Genomic DNA, 25,942 nt, shown 5'->3' on the forward strand with positions numbered 1-25,942 from the left:
TTTCATGGTCAGGCGTCTCGGAACTATTTCTGGTGCGCCTTATCTTTTTGATGTTCATTGAGTTGATAGCATGGGCTTGCAAAACGCTTGACGACTTCCTTAGCGGTTAACGGCTTATCAAATAAGTAACCTTGGAACTGATCACAACCCAATTGTTTGAGAGTTTCGAGTTCTTGGCACTCTTCCACACCTTCGGCTATTACCTCCAAATTTAAACGTTTCGCAATCATAATAATCGTATCCACAATTGCTTGGTCACTCTCATCTAAATGCAATTGAGTGACAAAAGAACGATCGATTTTGAGCACATCCACCGATAAAAGTTTGAGGTAACGCAGTGATGAATAACCAGTGCCAAAATCATCAATCGAGATGCTCAGCTTACTTTTTTTAAGTTGCACCATTTTTTGAATCGCACTTTCTACATTTTCCAGTAATAGCCCTTCAGTAATCTCCAATTCAAGATGTTCACCAGTAATACCTGCTTGCTGCATTGCATGGTTAATGTGTTCAACAAAAGAATCTTGAGAAAACTGCAACGGACTGATGTTGATGGCTAAACGGCGAAAATGGGGCGGTAATACTCCTTGGCGCTTCCAAGCGGCGTATTGATAGCACGCTTGCTCTAATATCCAGTTTCCAATCGGAATAATTTGCCCCGTTTCTTCTGCTATGGTCATAAACACACCCGGTGGCAATACACCTTTGGTTGGGTGGTTCCAGCGGATCAAGGCTTCCACACCGACAATATTGTGCCGCTCATCGACTTGAGGTTGGTAATAGAGTTCTAACTGTTGGGTATTGAGGGCTTCATGGAGGCCTTTTTCAATTTCCAGAAACGATTCGACTTGAGCCTGCATTTCTGGCTCATAAAACATGTATTTATTGCGTCCATTCGCTTTTGCGCGGTAAAGCGCTGTATCGGCTTGTCTAAGTACATCGATATTGGTTTTGCCCACTGACGGAAAAATCGAGATACCAATACTCACAGTGCAATAAAGCTGGTGGTCATCAATCGAGTAAGGGTTGGAAATCAGAGCCAGAAGCTGCTGAGCTAGCTTCTCTGCTTGTTGGCGAGAGAGATGAGGAATCAACACCGCAAACTCATCGCCACCGATGCGTGCGGCGGTGTAATCGTGTTTAAGCCAGCCATCCATACGCATGGCGATAGCTTTGATTAAATGATCCCCCGTTGTGTGTCCAAGTGAATCATTGATCGTTTTGAAACGGTCGAGATCAAGGTAAAACAACACACCAGAAGTGTGGGTGCGAATACTGTTATCAATCGCATCAGTGAGCAGTTGTAGCAGCAAGCTGCGATTAGCAAGGCCAGTTAACGTGTCGTAGTAGGCTAATTGGTTAAGTTTAGCATCCGCGAGCTCTCGCTCTTTCCATAAAGTATAGAAAGTACCGGCTAACTCACTGAGCTCATTTTTTTGCTGTTGTAATGGCGGCTGTGTTGGACGTTGATTGTTTTGCAATGAGCGAACCCACGAAATTAACGTGGTGATGGGTTTTGACAGCTTGTAGTAAAAAAAGACTAAAAGGATCGAAGTCAGCAACACATTTCGAAAGAGATCAAACAGCAATACTCGTGTGGTTTTTGCAATAAATTCTTTGGCAATGGAAGAGCCGTTGACGGAAAAACTTAAGCTACCTACCACCACACTCGAATTGGGTTGATGCAAGTCAGTTTTAAAGATGGGTATTTCAGGTGTCAGATAATTCGATAAGAGCCGAATAAAAGCCGTCTGCGCTGGAATCTCTCTGTTTTTTTTTGCCAGTGTATCGCCAAAATCATCAATAATTTCAACATGATAAATGGCATTATCAACCATTAAGCTAGAGACGACTTGATTGGCTAATAAGTTGTTGAGGTGATAAGCAGCCTGGCTGGCATTTGAATAATTTTGCAGCAGTTTAAAACGGTAGTGATCTTCAATGCGAGCTTGCTCATGGTGTAGATCGAGCAAAGTATGATACAAACTAAAGCCTATCCCAAGGATCACCGAGACTAGGAACACTGTTTTGGCTTGTTTAAATGCCAGAGAATTTCTTTGTTTGGTTATCAGCATAATACTCGCTTATTCTCTTCGCCCTTTTTAGTTATAGCTCATATTTATTGATAATTTAATTACAAATAGAAAGGTCGTCATTCTCTTGTTGATTTGTATAGCGACGAAAGTTGCTCCCAGATCAAATATAGGGGAGAATACCGCGCAAATTTGAATCGAACTGCTGATCAGCGTAAGCGCTTCGGCTCTCCCTTATATCAGCATATTGAGAAGACCTGTTTCATGTCAAATACTCCTTTTTTGAGTGAAGTTTCTAAACGTAGAACCTTCGCTATTATTTCGCACCCGGATGCGGGTAAAACCACCATTACTGAAAAAGTTCTGCTATTCGGGAATGCCATTCAAAAAGCGGGAACGGTAAAAGGGCGCGGCTCTAACCAGCATGCTAAATCAGATTGGATGGAAATGGAAAAAGAGCGTGGTATTTCGGTCACGACCTCTGTGATGCAATTTCCTTACAATCATTGTTTGGTTAACTTGCTCGATACTCCAGGGCACGAAGACTTCTCGGAAGATACTTACCGCACATTGACGGCGGTTGACTCGTGCTTAATGGTGATTGATGCAGCAAAAGGTGTTGAAGATCGTACTCGTAAGCTGATGGAAGTGACTCGCTTACGTGATACACCGATTGTAACCTTCATGAACAAATTGGACCGTGAAATCCGCGACCCAATGGAATTGCTTGATGAAGTGGAGAATGAGCTGAAGATTGCCTGCGCCCCGATTTCATGGCCTGTGGGTTGTGGTAAAGAGTTTAAAGGCGTGTACCACATTCACCGTGATGAGACGATTCTGTACGCGACCGGCCAAGGTCACACTATTCAAGAAGAGCGCATTGTTAAGGGCCTCAACAACCCTGATCTGGATAAGGCCGTGGGTGATGACCTTGCCGCTCAGCTGCGTGATGAGCTTGAATTGGTATTGGGTGCTTCTCATGAATTTGATCAAGAGCTGTTTTTAAAAGGTGAGTTGACCCCTGTTTTCTTCGGAACGGCATTAGGTAACTTTGGTGTGGACCATATGCTGCATGGTTTAACTGAGTGGGCTCCGGCGCCGATGCCACGTCAAGCTAATGAGCGTATTGTTGAAGCCACGGAAGAGAAATTCTCAGGCTTTGTGTTTAAAATCCAAGCGAACATGGATCCTAAACACCGCGATCGTATTGCGTTTATGCGTATTGTGTCGGGTACTTATACCCAAGGCATGAAAATGAACCACGTGCGTATTGGTAAGCAAGTGAGTATTTCTGATGCAGTTACCTTTATGGCGGGCGATCGCTCTCGTGCTGAAAATGCTTATGCTGGCGATATTATCGGTTTGCATAACCATGGAACGATTCAGATTGGTGATACCTTTACCCAAGGTGAATCGTTGAAATTCTCAGGTATTCCTAACTTTGCTCCTGAGCTGTTCCGTCGTATTCGCTTGCGCGATCCACTGAAGCAGAAGCAACTGCTTAAAGGTTTAGTGCAGTTGTCGGAAGAGGGAGCGGTTCAAGTCTTCCGCCCACTACAAAATAACGATTTGATTGTGGGTGCAGTGGGTGTGCTGCAGTTTGATGTGGTGGTGTCTCGTTTAAAATCTGAATACAACGTCGAGGCGATTTACGAAGGTGTTAACGTTGCAACAGCACGTTGGATTGAGTGCGCAGATGATAAAAAATTCGAAGAGTTTAAGCGCAAAAACCAAAGTAACATCGCACTAGATGGTGGGGATAACCTGACTTACATCGCGCCGACTATGGTCAATTTGAATCTGGCCAAAGAGCGTTTTCCTGAAGTGGAGTTCCGTGCGACACGCGAACATTAAACCTTGTTGATTTTGAAGAGAGTGACATTCTCTTCAAACGTTAAAGATAAAAATGCCGATATTTCAGTATCGGCATTTTTTTATAGGTGGTATTGGAACACTATTTTTTCTTTTTGTTCGCTTTCTTCTTCTTGGAAACCACTTTGACTTTTTTGTCATCGGTTTTCTTTTTCTTTTTGAATACCGGCTTTTTGTGCTGCGGGCGCATATCTTTAATGAAGCGCTCTTTGATCTCCTCATCGACATAACGCGCGACGCGGTCCATCATCACTTGATCATGGGCTTCAACCAAAGAGATCGCATTGCCTTTTTTACCAGCACGAGCCGTACGGCCTATGCGGTGTAAGTACACATCCGCTGAGCGTGGCATATCAAAGTTGATCACGTGACTTACGTCAGGTAAGTCAATACCGCGTGCGGCTACGTCGGTTGCCAGTAGTACGTTGACTGCGCCTTCACGGAATCGCGTAATGGCGTTATTGCGACGATCTTGTGGCATTTCGCCTTGAATCCAAGCACAAGGAATTTGCGCTTTTTCTAGCTCTGTACGCAAATCAGCTAAGCGCTCACGAGTTTTGATAAACACGATAGAACGTTCGGCTTGCTCGGTGAGGATTTTCTTCAATAGCTCAACTTTGTGTACCATGGTATCGGCGCGGTGATACCATTGAGTGATTTTTTTTCGTTCACGACGAGAAGGATCGGCATTGATTGTTGCTGGTTCTTTTAAGAGATCGGCGGTAAAACCTTCCACACCATGACCTTCCAGCGTTGCAGAGAAGAGCAAGGTCTGTTTACGCCAGCGACATTCCGCAGCGAGACGATCGACGATTGGGCCAAAGCCCATGTCCAGCATGCGGTCAGCTTCATCCAAAATAAGCCATTCAATCGCACGACAATCAAAACGCTCGCCTTCAATGTATTCCATCAAGCGACCAGGCGTTGCCACCACAATATCTTGCGTTTTGGCTAAGATGTCGGCGTGCTCTTGATATTGTACGCCGCCAGTGATGGTGACGATATTGAGGCGAGTATTCTTCGCCAGTTCACGAGCTTGATCCGCCACTTGCATCGCCAGTTCACGAGTTGGGGTCAGAATCAAGACGCGTGCAGGGCCGGCTCGCTTGCGCGGAAAATCTAAAAGATATTGTAGAGCGGGTAAAACAAATGCAGCGGTTTTACCGGTTCCCGTTGGCGCAGAGGCAAGAATATCTCGACCATCTAGGGCTTGTGGGATCGCTTCAGCTTGAACTTGGGTGGGACGTTCAAAGCCCATATCTTCAATGGCCGCAATGATGCAAGGGTCAAGATCGAGGTCAGCAAAGGTTTTGATCACAGTGAGTACTCCACAAGCCGTTAGGCTTATTTGGCTATAAAATTAAGGTCGAACATTATAGGGGGATTGGTGATTAGGATCACATGTTATTTCTACATCTTGAGATAAAAATCTTGAGTTAGGGCAATAAAGGCTTCGCTATAACCACTTGATGAGTGAATGACCAACGATGAATCAATCACAGAAGCCGAGGCTAAACTTAGTTCAACCAATAGCCGATGAGCGGGTTTGTGTGCTATGGGTTGTACAGTGCAGCGCCGCTTAAGCTGCCAGCCGAGCGTGAGTGCTTGCTCGATAAATTGTTCCCCTTCATACACGGGCAAAATAAAACAAGCTTGCCCCTCATCGTTGAGAAGACTTTTTGCTCTGACTAATAAAGCGTGATGAGCAAGTTGATTGGTGTGCCTAGCAGTAGCTCGCTGGGGATCATGAGACAGTTCACCACTGTTGAAATAGGGTGGGTTACAAATAATTGCATCAAAGGACGGCGTAAAAGAGGTGTCTAAAATATCACCTTGTAAAACCTGTATGCGTTGCCCCCATGAAGAAGCATTACTGTTGTATTGGGCCGCTTCAAAGGCAAAGGCATCGATATCGACGGCCGTAATTTGTGCATCGCTAAAACGTTGCGCGCACATTAATGCTAATAACCCGGTACCAGTGCCAATATCGAGAATGGTTTTGGGATGGTGCGTGAAAGCCCACGCGCCTAATAGAACCCCATCGGTACTGACAGGCATTCCCGCTTGTCCACCGTCAATGGAAAATTGTTTAAATTTGAAACGCTTATTTTTGGGCGTGTGACTTTTCATCATTATTTCAAAATATAGCTCTAATTAAGTGATAACCACTATTGTTATCTATTTGTTCGGATTATTCTTCTATCTGTTATGAAAGTGTATGATAAAATGATCAACACATCATTCTTTCTATTTTTTAACATTTAGAGTTTTAAACTGGTTTTTCACCGATATTATAAATTAATGTAGCGTTTTTTGCTTTGCCCTTGCGAAGTCTTGAGTGTTTCGTCATTATTCGCCCTTAATTTTTAGATTTAGATGCGGTTTCAACCTCATCAACAATGCATACACAACATTTATCAAATAATAATTAAGGGTTATCTGTGAAGCAGACGTTAAAACTAACAGATATTATCGCGGTCGGCTTTATGCTTTTCGCGTTTTTCTTGGGTGCTGGTAACATCATCTTTCCGCCAATCGCTGGCCAACTTGCTGGAGAGCATTTACTGCCAGCCATGACAGGCTTCCTTATTACCGCTGTCGGTTTACCATTGATGACGATTATTGCGATTGCTGTCGCGGGTGGTTCTTGGGAGCATTTAACCAAAGATCTGCCTAAACAAGCTGCAACTATCATGGCAGTGATGATCTTTATCATCATTGGTCCTGCCTTTGCAGCACCGCGTACCGGCCTTGTGGCGTATGAAATGGCAGTGAAACCATTTTTCATTGATGCGCAACAATCGCATTTGACACTATTTTCGATTCTCTTTTTTGTCGTTGCGATGTTTTTTGCCTGGTCTCAAGGTCGGCTCATTGACATCATTGGTAAAGTGCTAACTCCTGCTCTATTTGTTGGATTAATTATTTTAGCCGTTGCGGTTTTTGTTGACCCGCAAGGTGAGATGGTGACTGCACAAGGCGAATACCTGACTCAGCCGTTGACGAAAGGTTTCCTTGAAGGCTACAACACCATGGATACGTTTGGCGCACTGATGTTTGGGATGTTAATTGTCGATGCACTGCGTAGCAAAGGCATTACTGAGCGCGCGGCAACCACAAAGTATTTAATCAGCGCGGCGTGCATTGCGGCGGTTGGTTTAGCTTTTGTCTATATTTCACTGTTTTATCTTGGTGCGACAAGCTCTGTGGTCGCTTTTGGTGCAGAAAATGGCGGTGCGGTGCTTAGCCAATATGTGCAAGCGCTGTTTGGCCCTTATGGGCAGATCGTGCTTTCTGTCATCGTGCTACTAGCCTGCCTAACCACGGCAATTGGTTTGATTTCAGCATGTTCAGATTACTTTTGCACATTGACTCCAATTGCGTATAAATCTTGGGTGATCATTATTGGTGTTGCTTGCGCTATCGTGGCAAACGTTGGTTTATCGCAATTGATCACGCTTTCTATCCCCGCACTGTATGCGCTTTATCCAGTTGCGATTGCCTTGATTATGTTGACCTTCTTGAGAGGGAAACTACCAAACCCAGCAGTGGCATACCGTGTGGTGCTGCTTGTCTCTTTCCTTTTTGCGTTGATCGACGCGGCAAAAGTCGCTGGCGTTGATGTGTCTGCGTTCAATATGCTGCCACTGTTTGAGGTCGGCATGGGGTGGTTGCTTCCGACACTTGCTGCGATGATTTGCATGTTCTTTATTGCAACTACCGTTCAACAAAGTGTGGTTAAAGAAGCGGCATAATCGCGTTTTTACCCGTAAGCATTAAAGAGGCTGGACATGATTGTTCAGCCTCTTTTTTTAGGCGTGCGCCAGCTTTTATTCCAAGAGATCAAACGAATTTTTCCTGTATCTTCGTCACATTTTTAAGTAGAATTCTTCGGTTAAATTCTACTCATAAATGTTGAGCAAACATGTTTGAAATCAATCCTATTAAAAACCGTCTTCAGGATGTGTCAGAGCGCACAAATATCCTGAGGGGGTATCTTTGACTACGACGCTAAGAAAGAGCGTTTAGAAGAAGTGAATGCAGAACTCGAGCAACCCAACGTCTGGAACGAACCTGAGCGTGCACAAGCGCTAGGTAAAGAACGTGCTTCGCTCGAAGCCATTGTCGATACCATTGATCAGTTAGATCAAGGTGTGGATGATGTGGAAGGGCTACTGGAACTGGCTATTGAAGCCGAAGACCAAGAAACCTTCGATGAAATTGGCCCTGAACTGGATGAGCTGGAAACTAAGCTTGAACAGCTTGAGTTTCGCCGTATGTTCTCTGGCGATCACGATTCTTCAGATTGCTATATTGATCTGCAGTCTGGTTCGGGCGGCACCGAGGCTCAAGACTGGACATCAATCCTGCTACGCATGTATTTACGTTGGGCAGAAGCGAAAGGCTTTAAGACTGAAGTGATTGAAGTGTCTGAAGGTGATGTTGCTGGCCTAAAAGGCGCAACCGTGCGCATTATCGGTGATTACGCTTATGGTTGGCTGCGCACCGAAACTGGCGTACACCGCTTGGTTCGTAAATCCCCATTTGATTCGAGTGGCCGCCGCCATACCTCTTTTGCCTCTGCGTTTATCTATCCTGAGATTGATGAAAATATTGCTATCGACATCAACCCAGCCGATCTTCGTATCGATGTTTATCGCGCTTCGGGAGCGGGTGGTCAGCACGTTAACACCACCGAATCGGCGGTCCGTATTACGCACATTCCAACCAATACCGTTGTTCAATGCCAAAACGATCGTTCGCAGCATAAAAACAAAGACCAAGCGATGAAACAATTGCGTGCAAAACTGTTTGAACTTGAGTTACAAAAGCAGAATGCAGAAAAGCAAGCCAATGAAGATGCAAAATCTGACATTGGTTGGGGAAGCCAAATCCGATCTTATGTATTGGATGATTCCCGAATCAAAGACTTACGCACTGGCGTTGAAAACCGTAATACCCAAGCGGTATTAGATGGTGATTTAGACAAATTTATTGAAGCAAGCCTGAAATCAGGCCTTTAATGCTTTTTTACCGACATATAAGGTACATGTAAAATGACTGATGCTGTTCAAAACGAAATGAATCAAGAGCAAATTGCGCAAGAAGAGAACAAACTCATCGCAGAGCGTCGCAGCAAGCTGGATCACATCCGTAAGAGCTGTAAAGCGAATGGCCACCCAAATGACTTTCGTCGTGACAGCCTTGCGGGCGATCTTCAACAGCAATTCGGTGAAAAGAGCAAAGAAGAGTTAGAAGCCTTAAACCATGTTGTGGCGATTGCGGGTCGTATCATGGCGAAACGTGGCCCTTTCCTTGTTATTCAAGAAACCTCTGGTCGTATTCAAGCTTATGCTTCAAAAGAGGTTCAAACTGAGCTGAAGGAAAAATACCAAGGTCTAGACATTGGTGACATCATCGGCGTGAAAGGTGCGTTGCACAAATCTGGCAAAGGCGATCTCTACGTTAATATGGAAGAGTACGAATTGCTGACAAAGGCACTTCGTCCATTACCAGAGAAGTTCCACGGTTTGACTGACCAAGAGATGCGCTACCGCCAACGTTATGTGGATTTGATTGTTAATGAAAGTTCACGTAATGCGTTCATTGTTCGCTCTAAAGTAATGACTGCAATTCGTAACTTCATGATCTCAAAACAGTTCATGGAAGTAGAAACGCCAATGATGCATGTGATCCCTGGCGGTGCTAGTGCGCGTCCATTCATCACTCATCACAATGCGCTCGACATGCCAATGTACTTGCGTATCGCACCTGAGCTTTACCTTAAGCGTCTAGTTGTGGGTGGCTTTGATCGCGTGTTTGAAATCAACCGTAACTTCCGTAACGAAGGTCTTTCTCCTCGCCATAACCCTGAATTTACCATGATGGAATTCTATATGGCGTACGCAGATTACAAAGATCTGATGGACTTTACTGAGGAGCTATTGAGTTCAGTTGCACTTGAAGTTTTGGGGTCAACGTCAATGCCTTATGGTGATGAAACGGTAGAATTTGGTGGTCAATATGCTCGTATGAGTATGTTTGAAGCCATCAAACACTACAACCCAGAGCACGCTCAAATCCAAGCGTTAACGGAACAGGATCTGCAAAACCGTGAGCTGATGGTATCTATCGCGAAATCGGTTCATGTAGACGTTGAACCTTTCTGGACTTGTGGCCAACTGCTTGAAGAGATCTTCGGTGAAACGGCCGAACCTAAGTTGATGCAACCGACCTTCATCACTGGATACCCTGCGGATATTTCACCATTGGCGCGTCGTAGCGATAACAACCCATTCTTCACTGACCGTTTTGAGTTCTTCATCGGTGGTCGTGAAGTCGCCAATGGCTTCTCTGAGCTTAATGATGCTCAAGATCAAGACGAGCGCTTCTTAGCGCAAGTGAATGCCAAAGATGCTGGCGACGATGAAGCGATGTTCTACGATGCTGATTATGTTGTTGCGTTAGAGCACGGTCTCCCACCAACGGCGGGTCAAGGCATTGGTATTGATCGTTTGGTGATGTTACTCACCAACACCCATACGATTCGTGACGTTATCCTATTCCCTGCGATGCGCCCACAGCAGTAATTGCTACTTTCGTTCCGATAAACCGCCTAAATAGGCGGTTTTTTTTTGCATTAGTTTGAAAAATTTTGTTCACTAGCGTGGACTAACAGACAACAATTTCGAAAGGATTATGAAATAGTTCCCTATATTAAATGGCAAAGTGCTTATTTGTTGTCTAGTCTTATGATTGAGACAGACTACAGCGCCAAGTCTCGTTAATGTAACAGCCGTTTAATGTGCCAAAAGTAGCACTGCATATAAATTTAAAGATAAGGAATAATAGATGGGCACTCAATTCCGAATGGATTCTGTCCCTGGTTCGCTTGTCGTCGTTGGTGGGACATACGAGCCTTGGTTATCTGTACTTGAACAGGTTGGTTGGCGTTGTACACAATGCGCAGATTTACGTAAAGCGGATGCCTTGTTTGCAGAAACAGGCCCATGCATTGGTATTGTTGATTTGAGCCATGATGAATTCAGCCTCAATGGCATTGCAAATTTGGTCAGCAACCATAAACAAGTACGTTGGTTGGCGTTCATTCGCGAATCACAGTTGAGCTCGGATACGATTTGCCAATTCATTGTTAACTTTTGTATTGACTTTTTTACGGCGCCGATTCCCGATGCGCAGCTACTGAGCACCATTGGACACCAACTTGGAATGCTTAAGTTAGAGAAAAAAGTATGGCCACATTATGGAGCAACAGGGGATATTGGTTTAATTGGTGAATCTACTCCCATGAAGCGCTTGCGTGATCAGATCAAACGCATCGGCCCTACGGATGTCAGTATCCTCATTTATGGGGAAAATGGAACGGGCAAAGAGACGGTCGCGAGAGCGGTACACAAAACATCGTCTCGTGCACAAAAACCTTTTATTTCAGTGAATTGTCGAGCTTTATCGGAGAGCCGCTTTGAATGTGAGCTGTTCGGTATTGGTTGTGAAGACTCATCTCAAACTTCATTATTGGAGCGGGCAGATGGTGGGACGATCCTACTTAAAGATATTCTCACGCTACCTAAAAGCCAACAAGCTAACCTCTTGCGCTTCCTGCAAGAAGGAACGATAGAAACTTCAATGGGTGTCAAAGAGGTGGATGTGCGTATTTTGGCCGCCAACTCTTCCGATATTGAAAAAGCGCTGATCGATGGCAATTTTAACGAAGAGCTGTACCACTATATCAACGTATTGCGTATTAATGTCCCGAGCTTAAAAGAGCGGGCGGGTGATATTGCTTTACTGGCACGACACTTCTTGCAGGAGTATTCAAAAGAGTTTAACGCGCAGGCGCGCAGTTTTACTGAAGAAGCGGCGCGCTCATTGGCTCGTTATCACTGGCCGGGTAACGTTCGTGAGCTGATGAATCAGATCAAACGTGTGGTGCTGATGTCCGATTCAGTCATGTTGGATGAATTGCAACTCGACTTACCAAAACGCAGTGATGGTAAGCGCAGCCTAAAAAGCATTCGTGAGCGTTCAGAGCGAGATGCGCTATTACTGGTTTTAGAATCGAACTCAGGGCAAGTCTCAATGGCCGCCAAAGAGCTAGGTGTATCTAGAGCTACTATGTATCGCTTGCTTAATAAACATAACTTAATCACTGAAAATACCTATTAACTTGATGATTCTTCAAGTAAAAATGGTCACATTTAATCCATGTGGCCATTTTTTATAATCATATCTTTTGCGAATAAGTTATTCTCTAGCTGAATATGTCACTTATTTGCTGTCATCGGCTTTCATTTTAGGTTAATGCATTGTTTTTTAATTGTTTGAAAATTAAGAGTTGAATAATCACCTCAGTTGCATAGAATTTAACCGTGAGCCGTGCTCACACACTCATTTCACTTTGGATTAACTATTTGCTTGGAGGCGCAACATGAATCATTTCGTTTTTGTTCATACTGTTCGCGTTTCTATCGATCTTACTGCGCCTAAATCGTCTCTTACTACAGACGCCTGTCGTATGTTTGATGATAAAAAAGGCACCGATTTTTAGTTAATCCGTAACCTTGAGATAGGCTGCGGAAAAATGGCAGCTTATCAAAGTGTTGATCCACCTTGTTCGCCCCCATTTTTCCAGCCGTCAACGTTTAGTTTACTACTGGAGAATACTCATGCGTCATTCAATTTATTTACAACTTGCTACTTTACTGGTCCGTGCTGATTTACGCCGTGAAGAGCGTCAATGGCAACGAAATGTTCGCCGTCATGCTTTTGAGCTGCCTTTTAATAGCCAACACTTGCTTAAAGATATTGGCTTAGAAAGTGATGGACGCACTATTGGCGTTTCAGTCCCTGACTCAATTAAAGCTGAACGTCATATTCGTCATCTTCGCCGTGTGTTAAGCATGCGAATAACAACGTAAAATGAGGGGCTAGTGGCTTCGCTAGCCCCGAAGATATCTACGGACAAGGGTTGGAGTAAGTCGTCCCAATCTCTTGAATTTTAAGAAGCAATTCATTACTGAGTACGACATCTAAACTATCGATATTTGTTTTCAACTGCTCTAGGTTTGTCGCGCCAATGATATTGGATGCGACAAACGGACGTTGATTGACAAACGCCAACGCCATCTGTGCTGGATCAAGGCCATACTGGTTAGCAAGCTCAACATAAGCGTGAGTGGCTTGTACACCTTGCGCCGTAAAATAGCGAGAAAAGCGTTCAAATAGGCTGCACCGAGCACCGTCAGGTCTTGCGCCATTTAAATATTTACCACTCAGGCAACCAAACGCCAGTGGCGAGTAAGCCAGCAGTTGAACACCTTCGAAGTGGCTAATCTCAGATAAGCCAATTTCAAAGCTACGATTCAGTAAATTATAAGGGTTTTGGATAGAGACAATTCTTGCTAGATCGTGTTTTTCTGCCAATTTTAGCAACGTCATTACGCCCCACGGGGTATCATTTGACACACCGATGTAACGCACTTTTCCAGCCTTGACGAGATCATTAAGCGCTTCGAGCGTTTCGATTAAAGTGACTTCTTCTTGCTGATCAGGATAAGGGTAGTTAAGTTGGCCGAACATGTTCGTTTGGCGTTGAGGCCAATGTAATTGATACAAATCGACATAGTCTGTTTTTAAGCGTCTTAAACTATCATCAATCGCTAAATGAATGTTGCGTCTATCTAGTGACATCTTTTCGCGGATGTGAGGCACGTTACGCGGGCCTGCCACTTTAGTCGCTAACACCACTTTTTCACGTTTACCTGATTTTTCTAACCAGTTGCCAATATAGCTTTCGGTCAGACCTTGGGTTTTACCGTTGGGGGGAACTGGGTACATTTCCGCAGTATCGATGAAATTCACACCTTGGTCTAAGGCGTAATCGAGCTGCTCAAAGGCTTGTTGTTGGCTATTTTGTTCACCAAAAGTCATGGTACCTAAGCAGATCTTGCTCACTTCCAGTGTGGAATGAGGCAGTTTGGTGTATTGCATATTTCTTCCTTGATGCTCTCGCTGGTGGAGTGTGTGACGTTTTTACTATAAGCGAAGATGGCAGTGAAACGGAAACGAATTGTGCAGTGAAAGATCAAACGGTTACGTTTTTTCATGAGCAATAACGAGCACTTTTAAATAAAGTGTTGCTCAAGAATGCTCGCGGTAAATTGAGTTCGAAGATAAAAGCCTCGTGGCAGGGTTTTGATAGGTTTACCATTAGCACCGTAGGCTTCGGTTAATGCTCGCCCGTTTGCCGCTTTTGGCCTGAGCTGTAATACTTCACCGTGCTTAGCGGTGATCTGCTCAACTTTGCCAAGAACGATGAATTCCATCAGTTCTTCCCAATCATTTTTTAGCTGCTGTTCTTGTGCAGGTGAAGGGCTCCATAGCAATGGAGAGCCGACATGGCGCTGGGCTAGGGGGATCTCTCGCTCACCCTCTATTGGGATCCACAGTACCCGAGAGAGTTTATTTCGCACGTGGCTTTGCTCCCATGTTAAACCATGAACACCGGTGAGTGGGGCTACACACACAAAGGTTGTTTCGAGCGGTTTTCCAGTGTAACTGATTGGAATACTTTTGAGCTCGATACCTAATTGCTCGAAATCTTGCTGAGGTTTGCTGCCTGCCGTTGCACCCAAATGCCACTCTAATAGCTGACCGACCCATCCTTTATCTTTTTTTAAGTCAGGGGGCACGGCCATCTTGGCTTCTTCGGCCAGTTGACTAAAGCTTAAGCCTGCAATGTCTTGGGCTCTAAGCATTAATTCATGTTCAGTTTTAGGTGCAGGTTTCATGATACTTTGAATGATAAAAACGCGATTGTAGCAAATTCTTATACACAATGTGCTGTCGTTTCTTTTGCTTAAAAGATCATCGCAATCCAAGTTATCCACAGGTTGATCGGAAAAATATTCCATTTTTTGTTTATCTGTATGCATTTACAGGGTTTTGCTTGAGAGAGTGGGCCTCTTAATCAGTAAATCTTATTTCTACTAGAGTGGGGGTGTGGATAACGAGCTAATTGGTGGATCTTTGAGCATGTTGTGAAAGGATCAATTTTTTGTTAATCGCAACGTAATGTGAATAATGGAAAATCCAATTAATTAATTGTTTTTTATGTATTTAATTTATTATTGTCTTTTTTGTATTGGCCCGTATTCTTTTGCTTTTTGGGGAAGTAAGTCGCTATCTAGAGATTCTTCACATAGTTACTCACAGAAAAGGTGAATAAATGTGGCTGGTGTCGCATTATTTTGTTGATAACTTTAAATTTGATGAAAAGTTATCCAATTAATGATTAGGAACACATAAATCTCGTGTTAATCACACTAGTAAGTTTGCTCCTATTGGGGATATGTGGAAAAATCAAAGCAATTAAGATTTTACTAGAGGTTGGTCAGTGATCGATGGCGATGGTTACCGACTCAATGTTGGTATTGTGATTTGTAACAACCATGGTCAGGTATTCTGGGCGAAACGATACGGACAACACTCTTGGCAGTTTCCACAAGGTGGAATTGACGATGATGAAACTCCTGAACAAGCGATGTTTAGAGAGCTTTACGAAGAGGTTGGGCTTACAAAGAAAGATGTGAAAATCATAGCAACAAGCCGTCATTGGTTAAGATATAAATTACCAAAACGGCTCGTTCGTTGGGATTCTCAACCTGTCTGTATTGGGCAAAAACAGAAATGGTTTCTTCTGCGCTTAGAGTGTGATGAATCAAGAATCAACATGCAGCGCGGCAGTACCCCTGAATTTGATGGTTGGCGTTGGGTCAGTTATTGGTATCCAGTGAGGCAAGTAGTCTCTTTCAAGCGAGATGTTTATCGTCGCGCCATGAAAGAGTTTGCATCATTCGCGATGCCATTTAAAGAACGTAATAACAAAGGTAAGCGCAAAAATAAAAGAGGATAGACATGCTCTCTCAGCTAAGGGAAATAGTTGAACAAGTATCCAAGGTAGAAGATGTACACCAAGCCTTGGATATTTTGGTTAAGCAAACGTGCAATGCGATGAGTACCGAGTGTTGCACTGTCTATCTTGCTAACGAAGAAAAACATCGCCTAGAACTGATGGCAACGCAAGGCTTAAAGTTCAAAGGCGACAAAATCCACATCGGTTTTGACGAAGGTTTAGTGGGCTTAGTGAAACGTTCAGCTGAGCCAATCAACATTGCTGAAGCGTCGAAACATCCTAATTTTAAATACTTCAAACAGCTTGGCGAAGAGGTGTATCAAAGCTTTCTTGGTACGCCGATTATTCATCGCAAGCGAGTATTGGGTGTCTTGGTCGTGCAGCAAAAAACACCTCGCTTATTTAGTGAGATGGAAGAGTCTTTTATTGTCACTCTGGCGGCGCAAGTGGCCGTGATTATTGCTCATGCTCAAACACAAGGGCAGTGGCTGCTTTCGAAAAAGCAGTTATCCACCAGTGGCATTGCTGCGTCATCTGGCATCGCGATTGGTGAGTTTTGGTGGGATGACACCCAACCTCAACTGTCTGATGTTTACCCCGCCTCAACGCTCGATATTGAACGAGAACAAGAATGGCTAGTGCTGGCGGTAGAAAGCGCCTTGAACGATTTTCGTCGTTTAAGAAAAAAACTCGATAGTGATATTAATAAAGATGCGTTAGCCATCTTCGATCTCTTTACTCATCTACTCAATGATCCGATGCTACGCAACGATCTGAAAAGCCAGATCCAAAAAGGCGATCGTGCAGATTGGGCATTACGGCAGGTTGTGGAGAGTTATTCCAACCGTTTTGCGAAGATGTCAGATGTTTACTTACGTGAGCGTGCACAGGATATTCGTGAGCTAGGTCAGCGACTGTTATTTTTTTTGCACAACACTGAGCATGATCAGCAGCAACTTGATAAACCGATCATTTTGGTGGTACGCGAACTTACTGCTTCAATTCTCGCCGCTATTCCTAAAGATAAATTACTGGCGGTGGTCTCTTTAGAAGGTGCTGCCAATTCCCACGCAGCAATATTGTCACGGGCGTTGGGCATTCCCGCAGTGATGGGGATTTCACTTAATCTCAAGGAGATCAACGGTAAAAAGGGCATTGTCGATGGTTATAGCGGCAAGGTTTTTATCTCACCAAATAGACAAATTCTGGCGGAATATCGCGCTTTAGCTTATGAAGAAAGCGAACTTTCTCAAATGGTTAATGAAACCATTGCAGAAGCTCCTTTTACGCAAGATGGCACACGTATTGAAGTGATGCTCAATGCTGGATTAAGTGCGGATACCAACATCGCAATTAACCAAGGGGTTGATGGTGTCGGGCTGTATCGAACCGAAATTTCCTTTTTGCTGCAACATCGCTTTCCATCAGAAGAAGAACAAGTGCAGCAGTATCGCAGCGTTTTGAACGCTTATCCTGATAAACGGGTGGTGATGAGAACGTTAGACATTGGTGGCGATAAAGCACTGCCTTATCTACCCATTGAAGAAGACAATCCCTTTCTTGGCTGGCGAGGCATTCGTTTTACGCTCGATCATCCCGATATTTTTTTGATTCAACTGCGGGCGATGATGCGTGCCAGCGGCGATAACCAAAATCTCAGCATTTTATTGCCAATGATTTCAGGAACGAAAGAGTTAGACGACGCAATGCGGTTGATTGAACAAGCGTATCGAGAAGTTTCTAGCGTTGATGATCGGATCATAATGCCCAAGGTTGGCATTATGATTGAAGTACCATCGATGATTTATCTTCTACCATTGATTGCGAGCAAAGTGGACTTTGTTTCGGTTGGAACCAACGATTTAACCCAATATTTGTTGGCCGTTGATCGGAACAATGCACATGTTGCTGATGTCTATGACTCCATGCATCCAGCGGTGGTGATGGCGCTTAAACAGATTTTAGAGACTTGCCAGTCTTATCGTATACCTGTTTGTGTGTGTGGTGAGTTGGCCGGAGACCCTATCGGTTCACTGTTATTAATTGGTTTGGGTTATCGCATGCTAAGTATGAATACCTCCAACGTAGCCAAGGTCAAATATTTAGTGAGGCACTCTCAATTAGGACAGTTACGGCAACTTGCTGACAAAGCGTTGATGCAACCTTACGGCAACGACATTTATAATATGATGCACTCATACTTTGAAGATAAAGGCTTTGCTGGCTTTATCCGCGCAGGAAAAAAATAGGAACCAATGTGAATTTTGAGTTGATGGTGTTGCTGGTGTTATTGGGCTCAGTCGTTGGTTTTATGGCTGGTTTACTGGGCATTGGTGGTGGTTTAATTGTCGTTCCGGCGTTGCTTCTTTTGCTTCCCAAGGCAGGTATTTCCCCCGAACTTAGTATGCATTTAGCGTTAGCGACATCGCTAGCGACCATCATTGTTACTTCGGCTTCTTCGGCATTAAATCACCTTAAATTGGGCAATGTGGATATGTTTGTCGTCAAGTGGCTCATGCCCGGCGTTATCGTCGGTGGGTTTGTTGGCTCAATGATCGCAGACGTGATCCCGACTCAATATCTACCGAAAGTATTTGGCGTGATTGTTTTTTGCCTAGCGATTCAAATGTTTTTATCGATAAAAGCGCAAATGCAAAGATCGATGCCCGGTGCGTGGGTGACCATGCTATGTGGCAGTGGTATTGGTATTGTCTCTAGTTTAGCGGGAATTGGTGGCGGTTCGCTCTCCGTTCCTTTTTTGAATCGTCATGGCGTTGAAATGCGTAAAGCCGTCGGTTCTTCTTCTGTCTGTGGGTGTGTGATCGCAATCTCTGGCATGATTGGTTTTATTTTGCACGGTTATCAAGTGGAGAATTTACCACCTTACAGCATTGGCTATGTCTATTTACCTGCGTTAGTCGCCATTGCTTCGACCTCAATTCTCACTACTCGATTAGGAGCGCGTTACGCGACTCAGTTACCGACGGTGGTATTGAAAAAAATATTCTCCGTTTTTCTGATGGTTATAGCGGCAACTATGCTGTTTTAATCACTTATTATCTTCACCTCATTTTTAGTAAGAGAACACGTTTATGTCTCAGGGTTTTATACAGTTCCCAAATATTGATCCCGTGCTGATTGCGATTGGCCCTATATCCATTCGCTGGTACGGCTTAATGTATTTAGTTGGTTTTGTTTTTGCGATGTGGCTTGCCAATCGCAGAGCGGACAAACCAAATAGTGGCTGGACTCGTGAGCAAGTCTCGGATTTGCTGTTTGCTGGATTTTTAGGGGTGGTCATTGGTGGTCGCGTCGGTTATGTGCTGTTTTACAATTTTGATCTGTTTCTCCAAGACCCGCTCTATCTCTTTAAAGTGTGGACAGGCGGGATGTCTTTCCATGGTGGTCTACTTGGCGTGATCAGTGCAATGTTTTGGTATGCACGGAAAAATAACCGAACGTTTTTTGGTGTCGCCGATTTTGTGGCTCCTTTGGTCCCATTTGGTTTAGGCATGGGACGATTAGGCAACTTCATGAACAGTGAATTGTGGGGGCGAGTAACCGATGTTCCATGGGCGATCATTTTTCCAAACGGCGGGCCTTTGCCTCGCCATCCATCACAGCTTTATGAGTTTTTCTTAGAAGGGATTGTGCTGTTTATTATATTGAACCTGTTTATCCGCAAAAATCGGCCAATTGGTTCAGTCTCAGGGCTATTTTTGATAGGCTACGGGACATTCCGTTTCCTTGTTGAATATGTTCGTGAACCTGATGCACAATTAGGATTGTTCGCTGGATTTATCTCCATGGGGCAAATCCTGTCGCTACCGATGATCATTGTCGGTGCACTGATGATGGTATGGGCGTACAAGGTTAACCATAAAGTGACTCAATAGTGTTAAGGATAGTTTGTGAAACAGTATCTTGAACTTTGTCAGCGAATTGTTGATGAGGGCGTTTGGATCGAAAATGAACGTACAGCCAAACGCTGCCTAACGGTGGTTAACGCTGATCTCACCTATGATGTAGGTCAGAATCAATTCCCGTTAGTGACAACGCGTAAAAGCTTCTGGAAAGCCGCAGTTGCTGAGCTACTTGGTTATATTCGTGGCTACGATAATGCAGCCGATTTTCGCGCTTTAGGAACCAAAACGTGGGATGCGAATGCGAATTTAAATGCAGCTTGGCTTAACAATCCATACCGTAAAGGTGAAGATGATATGGGCCGCGTGTACGGCGTTCAAGGACGTGCGTGGGCCAAGGCGGATGGTGGGCAGATTGATCAACTGCGTAAGATTGTTGATGATCTTTCACGTGGCGTTGATGATAGAGGCGAAATCCTAAACTTTTACAACCCAGGTGAGTTTCATATGGGTTGCTTGCGCCCCTGCATGTACAGTCATCACTTTTCGTTGTTGGGCGATACTTTGTATCTCAATAGTACGCAACGCTCGTGTGATGTCCCGCTTGGCTTGAATTTTAATATGGTTCAGGTCTACGTGTTCCTCGCAATTATGGCGCAAATTACCGGCAAAAAAGCGGGCGTGGCCTACCATAAGATCGTCAATGCGCATATCTATGAAGACCAACTGGCGTTGATGAAAGATGTACAACTTAAGCGTGAACCGCTCCCTATGGCGAAGTTTCATATTAACCCGAAAATTAAAACGCTAGAAGATCTTGAAACTTGGGTTACCTTGGATGATTTCTGGATTGAAGGCTACCAATGCCATGATGCCATCCAGTACCCGTTTTCGGTTTAGTTGCTCTCTCGCATTATTAAAAAGTACTGTTTTCTAGTTGTAAAAAATCCCCGAAGCGTTGCTCGGGGATTTTTTTGATCTGTCGTGTGGTTTGTTCGTTACTTAAGCCGTTAGTGCCAGTATACCGCCAGGCATAATGATAAAGACCGATAGTAAATAACCCGCAACGACCGCTTTATTCTTTGTTGCCATCTCAGCAATCATTTCTGCGCCTTTAATTGGCAGTTCACGTAAAAATGGAACCCCATAGATCAACACAGTGGCTAATACATTAAAGGTTAAGTGGACTAAAGCAATTTGCAAGGCAAATACCGCAAACTCACCAGAAACGGCCGTTGCCGCGAGTAGGGCGGTAATGCAAGTGCCAATATTAGCCCCTAAAGTGAATGGGTAAACATCGCGTACTTTCAATACACCAGTGCCGACCAGCGGAACCATTAAACTGGTGGTAGTTGAAGAAGATTGAACCAATACAGTGACGATTGAACCTGAAAGGATACCGTGCAGCGGTCCGCGCCCAATGGCATCTTTGAGTATCTCTTTCGCACGGCCCACCATCAAACTCTTCATGAGCTTACCCATGACAGTGATAGCCACAAAAATGGTCGCAATACCAAGTACAATCAACATCACGCCACCTACAACTTCACCAAAAGTGATCAGCTGGCCTTTTAGTGCCGTGATAATTGGGCTCGTGATAGGTTTGATAAAATCGAGTCCTTTCATGCTCATATCACCAGTAGAGAGCAAAGGTGACACAAGCCAATGAGAAATTTTCTCTAAAATACCAAACATCATCTCTAACGGTAGGAAAATCAGTACCGCCAAAAGATTAAAGAAGTCGTGAATTGTTGCACTTGCAAAAGCGCGTTTAAATTCGACTTGGCAACGAACGTGTCCAAGGCTAACAAGCGTGTTGGTTACTGTGGTGCCAATATTGGCACCCATAACCATTGGGATCGCCATTTCAACAGGTAATCCGCCAGCCACAAGACCGACAATGATAGAGGTTACGGTGCTTGAAGATTGAATCAATGCTGTGGCGACTAACCCTATCATCAACCCCGCTATTGGGTGTGAGGCAAACTCAAACAGTACCTTAGCTTGATCACCTGTCGCCCATTTAAATCCACTACCTACCATCGCCACTGCAAGTAGCAGTAGGTAGAGCATGAATGCCAAGTTCGCCCAACGCAGCCAGCGAGTGGTACTCGCAATGGGTGCAGCAGTAGTTGTCGCTTGGTTCATTTTCTTTTCTCCATTGACCTTTTGAGTGTTGTTCGGTCTGTTGTTGAATCTGAGCGAGATAGTAGAGAATAATTATTTCATTTATATGACAGTGTGTTTCTCATTGATAACTATGATAAAAACAAGTTTCACGGTGACTTTTAATTCTTTATTTATTGAATTTTCATGATGTTATGCGATTTTAACAACGTGGAGGAGGAGGGCGAGGGACGCTAGTTTTAGATATTTTATGACGAAGTTGTCATTTTTGAACTCTAACTGCTCGGTATTAAGATTAGCTAACGTTCTTAAGTTCGGTTTTTCCGAGTTAATTGCTCATTTGGTTTGGGTTTGTTATAAACAACGACCAGATAAAATTGAGTGTCCTTATCATGTTTCACCTCAACTACAATCATCTTTACTACTTCTGGATGGTATGCAAGCAGGGATCGGTCACTAAAGCTGCAGAAGCACTCTTCTTGACTCCGCAAACCGTCACTGGGCAAATTAAGGCTTTTGAAGAGCGCATGGATGGTAAGCTTACTAAGCGTAATGGTCGTAGCATTGAACCGACAGAACTTGGGCAACTGGTTTTTAAATATGCTGACCGGATGTTCGGCTTAAGTTATGAGATGCTCGATATTGTCAATTATAGTCAGCGCTCTAATCTGCTGTTTGATGTAGGAGTGGCGGATGCCCTCTCTAAACGGCTTGTCAGTAAAATACTGATGACGACGGTCCCGGCCGATAGCAGTATCCACTTGCGTTGTTTTGAATCGACCCATGAAATGTTGTTAGAGCAACTTTCACAACACAAATTGGATATGATTCTCTCTGATTATCCCGTCGATTCCAGCCAAAGCCCGGGCCTGTTCAGCAAAAAACTGGGTGAGAGTCACATGAGTTTTTTTTGTTCAGGCAAGGTTGAAAATGTCTCTTTTCCCGCCATTTTAGAGCAGAGAAAGTTGTTGATACCGGGAAGCCGAACCGCGATGGGGCGTAATCTATTGCAATGGTTTGACCGTCAAGGCCTGAAGCCGAATATTCTGGGGGAGTTTGATGATGCGGCATTGATGAAAGCTTTTGCGCGTTATCATCATGATGCAATTTTTTTAGCGCCCTCAATCTATGTGACTGAAGTTGGTGATGATCTTCCTTTGCAACTCATCGGTCAGATTGATGATTTAAAAGAAGAGTACTACGTCATTTTTGCTGAGAGGATGATCCAACATCCGGCAGTGAAAAATGTTTGCGATGCAGATTTTAATAATTTGTTTGTATGATGCTTTCACTACTAACGATAAATAGATTACTATCTCATTATCTAGCAATATTATTAATTATCGCTTGCCAAGTAATACTAATCTAAACTGGTTATACGCCTTCTGATGCCGTTATTGACGCTCTATTGAATGGTTGCCGTCATAAACGGTATAACAATTAAACTACGTAGAAAAAGGTACTAACCTTACTTATAAACTCATAACCTGTTGGGTTAAGGAAGATGCAAACTTGTGATGCGTTTGATGTAAGAAGTTGTTCCAAGGGAGCTTATTCATGAACCTACAAGAAATGGAAAAAAATTCCGCTAAAGCAGTGGTGTTGTTAAAGGCTATGGCTAACGAAAGACGCCTACAAATATTGTGTTTATTACACAATCAAGAACTGTCGGTTGGTGAGCTATGTGGGAAATTAGAATTGAGTCAATCGGCACTTTCGCAGCATCTTGCTTGGTTAAGAAGAGATGGGTTAGTGGATACAAGAAAAGAAGCTCAGACGGTTTACTACACACTCAGCAGCCATGAGATCAAGGCGATGATTGAGTTGTTACACGGTTTATACTGCCGCTAGTGTTTTGAAAAATACACAATCCGAAATTATGTTTCAGTAACATAGTTCGGATTTTTTATATTAAAATTAGAGTAAATACTTTACTTGACATTGCAGATATAAAAAAACCGGCCTTAGCCGGTTTTTATTTTCGCGTGGAACCAAGTCTAAATTATAGAGCTTTGATTGCTGCAGCGAAACGAGACTTATGGCGAGCAGCTTTGTTCTTGTGAACAAGACCTTTAGTCGACATACGGTCAAGGATTGGTGTAACTGCAGCAAATGCAGCAGTTGCAGCTTCTTTATCGCCAGCTGCGATAGCTGCGATGGTTTTCTTCATGTAAGTGCGCATCATAGAACGACGGCTAGCATTATGCTGACGACGTTTCTCAGCTTGGATAGCGCGCTTCTTAGCAGATTTACTATTTGCCAAGGGTCTAACTCCCAAAAACTTAGTTCGGTGACAATTTAAGGGCGGGGAATATCCCTTATTTGCTCTCAATTGTCAAATGATTTGTGCAAAAACCGTTCTAGGCCAAACAAATTTTGGTATAGGAAGGTCATCGCGGTTAAGATGCGGGGATTCTAACAGTATTTTTTTTCCAATGCTAATACTTATCTGATCTCGCACTGACATTCCTTATGTGTTGCTGTGGATAATGACGTTTTGGCTTGTTTTTCGAGGTAATAGTGAGCAAACGCCTACTCAAATCTGGCTTGATTGTCAGTGCTATGACGTTGATTTCTCGTGTGTTGGGCCTAGTTCGTGACGTAGTTGTTGCGAATTTGATGGGGGCAGGTGCGAGTGCCGATGTTTTTTTCTTTGCTAATAAAATTCCTAACTTTTTACGTCGGCTATTTGCCGAAGGGGCGTTTTCTCAAGCATTTGTTCCAGTACTGACCGAATACCATTCATCCGGAGATATCAATAAAACACGCGAGCTGATCGCTAAAGCATCTGGCACATTGGGGGTGATTGTCACTTTGGTGACTGTTGTGGGGATCTTATGCTCTGGTGCGGTCACGGCACTGTTTGGGGCTGGTTGGTTTTTAGATTGGCTTAATGATGGTCCTGATGCGCATAAGTTTGAGCTTGCGAGTTTATTATTAAAAATCACTTTTCCTTACTTATGGTTTATCACTTTTGTTGCTTTATCAGGAGCGATTCTCAATACCCTGGGCAAATTTGCCGTCTCTTCTTTTACCCCTGTATTTTTGAATGTAATGATCATCGGTTGCGCTTGGTTTTTGTCGCCGCACTTACAGCAACCGGAAATTGGCTTGGCGATTGGCGTCCTTCTTGGGGGATTGGTCCAGTTTCTATTTCAAATTCCATTTTTGCTCAAAGCAGGTTTATTGGTTTGGCCTCAATGGGGTTGGAATGAACCGGGGGTTGTGAAAATTCGCACTTTGATGTTGCCCGCTCTTTTTGGGGTATCGGTCAGTCAAATTAACTTATTGCTGGACACCTTCATTGCCAGCTTCTTACAAACGGGCTCCATCAGCTGGCTTTACTATTCAGACCGTTTGCTAGAATTTCCGTTAGGCTTATTTGGTATTGCGATCGCTACCGTTATTTTGCCTGCATTATCCCGTAAACATGTTGATGCCCACAGCGAAGGATTTTCGCAAACCATGGATTGGGGTATTCGTATGGTTTGTCTGCTCGGTTTTCCTGCGATGTTAGGCCTGATTGTGTTGGCAAAACCGATGCTTATGGTGCTATTTATGCGAGGTGAGTTTACCCCGAATGATGTCAATCAAACGGCGTTGTCACTCTATGCATTTGGTTTGGGCTTGATCAGTTTTATGCTGATCAAAGTGCTTGCACCAGGGTACTACTCTCGGCAAGACACCAAAACGCCAGTTCGTTATGGCATTATCGCCATGATCTCTAATATGGTCTTCAATGCGCTTTTAGCGTGGCATTTAAGTTATGTTGGTTTGGCGTTAGCTACGTCATTATCTGCTTTTATCAACATGGCACTGCTTTACAGAGGGTTACATGTGCAAGGGGTGTATCAGATCACCCGTAAAACTATTGGTTTTATTATTCGCTTAATGGTGGCCAGCAGTGCGATGGTTGTGGTCATTGTTTGGCAATTGGAAGAAATGTCAACGTGGCTAGAGTGGAGCCTGACACAGAGGGCTACATCATTGGTGATGCTGATCAGTATCGGTGCGGTCAGTTATTTGCTTTGCCTAGCCGTGCTTGGCGTGCGTTTAAAAGACTTAAAAGCGGCGACAGATTAATGGTGATTAGTATATAATCCGTCGGTTTC

The 25,942-nt window shown here is 43.9% G+C and carries 21 protein-coding genes; 14 read left to right on the forward strand and 7 right to left on the reverse strand.

The window, feature by feature from the left end:
- Positions 1-23 precede the first annotated feature (23 nt).
- Positions 24-2,075, reverse strand: a complete 2,052-nt coding sequence (locus AACT42_RS22515; RefSeq protein WP_094132019.1) for a putative bifunctional diguanylate cyclase/phosphodiesterase — start codon at positions 2,073-2,075, stop codon at positions 24-26.
- Positions 2,076-2,297: 222 nt separating this feature from the next.
- On the opposite strand from AACT42_RS22515, the gene prfC reads away from it, so the two are divergent.
- The gene (prfC, locus tag AACT42_RS22520; protein WP_026028084.1) at positions 2,298-3,887 is read left to right on the forward strand and encodes a peptide chain release factor 3; all 1,590 of its coding nucleotides are present in this window, start codon (positions 2,298-2,300) and stop codon (positions 3,885-3,887) included.
- Between the two features lie 100 nt (positions 3,888-3,987).
- Here prfC and srmB read toward each other — a convergent pair whose 3' ends face one another.
- Both srmB and AACT42_RS22530 read right to left on the reverse strand, forming a co-directional pair.
- A complete protein-coding gene (gene srmB, locus AACT42_RS22525) occupies positions 3,988-5,223 on the reverse strand; it encodes an ATP-dependent RNA helicase SrmB (RefSeq protein ID WP_013857603.1) in 1,236 nt (411 codons plus the stop codon).
- Between the two features lie 92 nt (positions 5,224-5,315).
- The gene (locus tag AACT42_RS22530; RefSeq protein WP_094132018.1) at positions 5,316-6,038 is read right to left on the reverse strand and encodes a tRNA1(Val) (adenine(37)-N6)-methyltransferase; all 723 of its coding nucleotides are present in this window, start codon (positions 6,036-6,038) and stop codon (positions 5,316-5,318) included.
- A gap of 308 nt (positions 6,039-6,346) precedes the next feature.
- Here AACT42_RS22530 and brnQ point away from each other — a divergent pair, with 308 nt between their 5' ends.
- From brnQ to AACT42_RS22555, 5 genes are all read left to right on the forward strand, one after another.
- Positions 6,347-7,660: a branched-chain amino acid transport system II carrier protein gene (gene brnQ, locus AACT42_RS22535; RefSeq protein ID WP_047690133.1), complete on the forward strand. Its 1,314-nt coding sequence runs from the start codon at positions 6,347-6,349 to the stop codon at positions 7,658-7,660.
- Positions 7,661-7,830: 170 nt separating this feature from the next.
- A protein-coding gene (prfB, locus tag AACT42_RS22540; protein WP_096000859.1) for a peptide chain release factor 2 occupies positions 7,831-8,929 on the forward strand; the annotation gives its coding sequence in 2 pieces (ribosomal slippage) (positions 7,831-7,905 and positions 7,907-8,929; 1,098 coding nt in all).
- 33 nt (positions 8,930-8,962) lie between these two features.
- A complete protein-coding gene (lysS, locus tag AACT42_RS22545) occupies positions 8,963-10,495 on the forward strand; it encodes a lysine--tRNA ligase (RefSeq protein WP_094132017.1) in 1,533 nt (510 codons plus the stop codon).
- Positions 10,496-10,757: 262 nt separating this feature from the next.
- Complete coding sequence (vpsR, locus tag AACT42_RS22550) at positions 10,758-12,092, forward strand: cyclic-di-GMP-binding transcriptional regulator VpsR (protein ID WP_017043264.1); 1,335 nt, start codon at positions 10,758-10,760, stop codon at positions 12,090-12,092.
- A 500-nt stretch (positions 12,093-12,592) separates the two neighbouring features.
- Positions 12,593-12,844 carry a hypothetical protein gene (locus tag AACT42_RS22555; protein WP_094133224.1) on the forward strand — a complete coding sequence of 84 codons (252 nt, stop codon included), beginning with the start codon at positions 12,593-12,595 and terminating at the stop codon, positions 12,842-12,844.
- Positions 12,845-12,881: 37 nt separating this feature from the next.
- Here AACT42_RS22555 and AACT42_RS22560 read toward each other — a convergent pair whose 3' ends face one another.
- The gene (locus AACT42_RS22560; RefSeq protein ID WP_013857595.1) at positions 12,882-13,916 is read right to left on the reverse strand and encodes an NADP(H)-dependent aldo-keto reductase; all 1,035 of its coding nucleotides are present in this window, start codon (positions 13,914-13,916) and stop codon (positions 12,882-12,884) included.
- Positions 13,917-14,050: 134 nt separating this feature from the next.
- On the reverse strand, positions 14,051-14,716 hold the full coding sequence (mutH, locus tag AACT42_RS22565) for a DNA mismatch repair endonuclease MutH (protein WP_010319132.1): 666 nt from the start codon (positions 14,714-14,716) through the stop codon (positions 14,051-14,053).
- 605 nt (positions 14,717-15,321) lie between these two features.
- On the opposite strand from mutH, the gene rppH reads away from it, so the two are divergent.
- The 5 genes from rppH to AACT42_RS22590 are packed head-to-tail and all read left to right on the forward strand — an operon-like array spanning position 15,322 to position 20,603.
- Complete coding sequence (gene rppH, locus AACT42_RS22570; protein WP_010319133.1) at positions 15,322-15,840, forward strand: RNA pyrophosphohydrolase; 519 nt, start codon at positions 15,322-15,324, stop codon at positions 15,838-15,840.
- Between the two features lie 2 nt (positions 15,841-15,842).
- Entirely contained in the window at positions 15,843-18,089 is a 2,247-nt protein-coding gene (gene ptsP / locus AACT42_RS22575) for a phosphoenolpyruvate--protein phosphotransferase (RefSeq protein ID WP_017047904.1), read from the forward strand.
- Positions 18,090-18,097: 8 nt separating this feature from the next.
- Positions 18,098-18,889, forward strand: a complete 792-nt coding sequence (locus AACT42_RS22580; protein ID WP_088728632.1) for a sulfite exporter TauE/SafE family protein — start codon at positions 18,098-18,100, stop codon at positions 18,887-18,889.
- Positions 18,890-18,932: 43 nt separating this feature from the next.
- Positions 18,933-19,736, forward strand: a complete 804-nt coding sequence (gene lgt / locus AACT42_RS22585) for a prolipoprotein diacylglyceryl transferase (RefSeq protein ID WP_013857591.1) — start codon at positions 18,933-18,935, stop codon at positions 19,734-19,736.
- A 15-nt stretch (positions 19,737-19,751) separates the two neighbouring features.
- On the forward strand, positions 19,752-20,603 hold the full coding sequence (locus AACT42_RS22590) for a thymidylate synthase (protein WP_017043268.1): 852 nt from the start codon (positions 19,752-19,754) through the stop codon (positions 20,601-20,603).
- 102 nt (positions 20,604-20,705) lie between these two features.
- Here AACT42_RS22590 and AACT42_RS22595 read toward each other — a convergent pair whose 3' ends face one another.
- Positions 20,706-21,851 (reverse strand): Na/Pi symporter, encoded by a 1,146-nt coding sequence (locus AACT42_RS22595; RefSeq protein WP_017047902.1) that lies wholly within the window; start codon positions 21,849-21,851, stop codon positions 20,706-20,708.
- 371 nt (positions 21,852-22,222) lie between these two features.
- On the opposite strand from AACT42_RS22595, the gene nhaR reads away from it, so the two are divergent.
- Both nhaR and AACT42_RS22605 read left to right on the forward strand, forming a co-directional pair.
- Positions 22,223-23,113 carry a transcriptional activator NhaR gene (gene nhaR, locus AACT42_RS22600; protein ID WP_026027442.1) on the forward strand — a complete coding sequence of 297 codons (891 nt, stop codon included), beginning with the start codon at positions 22,223-22,225 and terminating at the stop codon, positions 23,111-23,113.
- A 274-nt stretch (positions 23,114-23,387) separates the two neighbouring features.
- A complete protein-coding gene (locus AACT42_RS22605) occupies positions 23,388-23,681 on the forward strand; it encodes an ArsR/SmtB family transcription factor (protein ID WP_026028082.1) in 294 nt (97 codons plus the stop codon).
- Between the two features lie 151 nt (positions 23,682-23,832).
- Here the strand turns inward: AACT42_RS22605 and rpsT are convergent, their stop codons facing one another.
- Positions 23,833-24,093: a 30S ribosomal protein S20 gene (rpsT, locus tag AACT42_RS22610; protein ID WP_026027444.1), complete on the reverse strand. Its 261-nt coding sequence runs from the start codon at positions 24,091-24,093 to the stop codon at positions 23,833-23,835.
- A gap of 257 nt (positions 24,094-24,350) precedes the next feature.
- Here rpsT and murJ point away from each other — a divergent pair, with 257 nt between their 5' ends.
- Positions 24,351-25,913: a murein biosynthesis integral membrane protein MurJ gene (murJ, locus tag AACT42_RS22615; RefSeq protein ID WP_026028080.1), complete on the forward strand. Its 1,563-nt coding sequence runs from the start codon at positions 24,351-24,353 to the stop codon at positions 25,911-25,913.
- Positions 25,914-25,942: the final 29 nt, after the last annotated feature.

The organism is Vibrio sp. V15_P4S5T153 (genome assembly GCF_963874485.1).
Classification (GTDB): domain Bacteria; phylum Pseudomonadota; class Gammaproteobacteria; order Enterobacterales; family Vibrionaceae; genus Vibrio; species Vibrio anguillarum.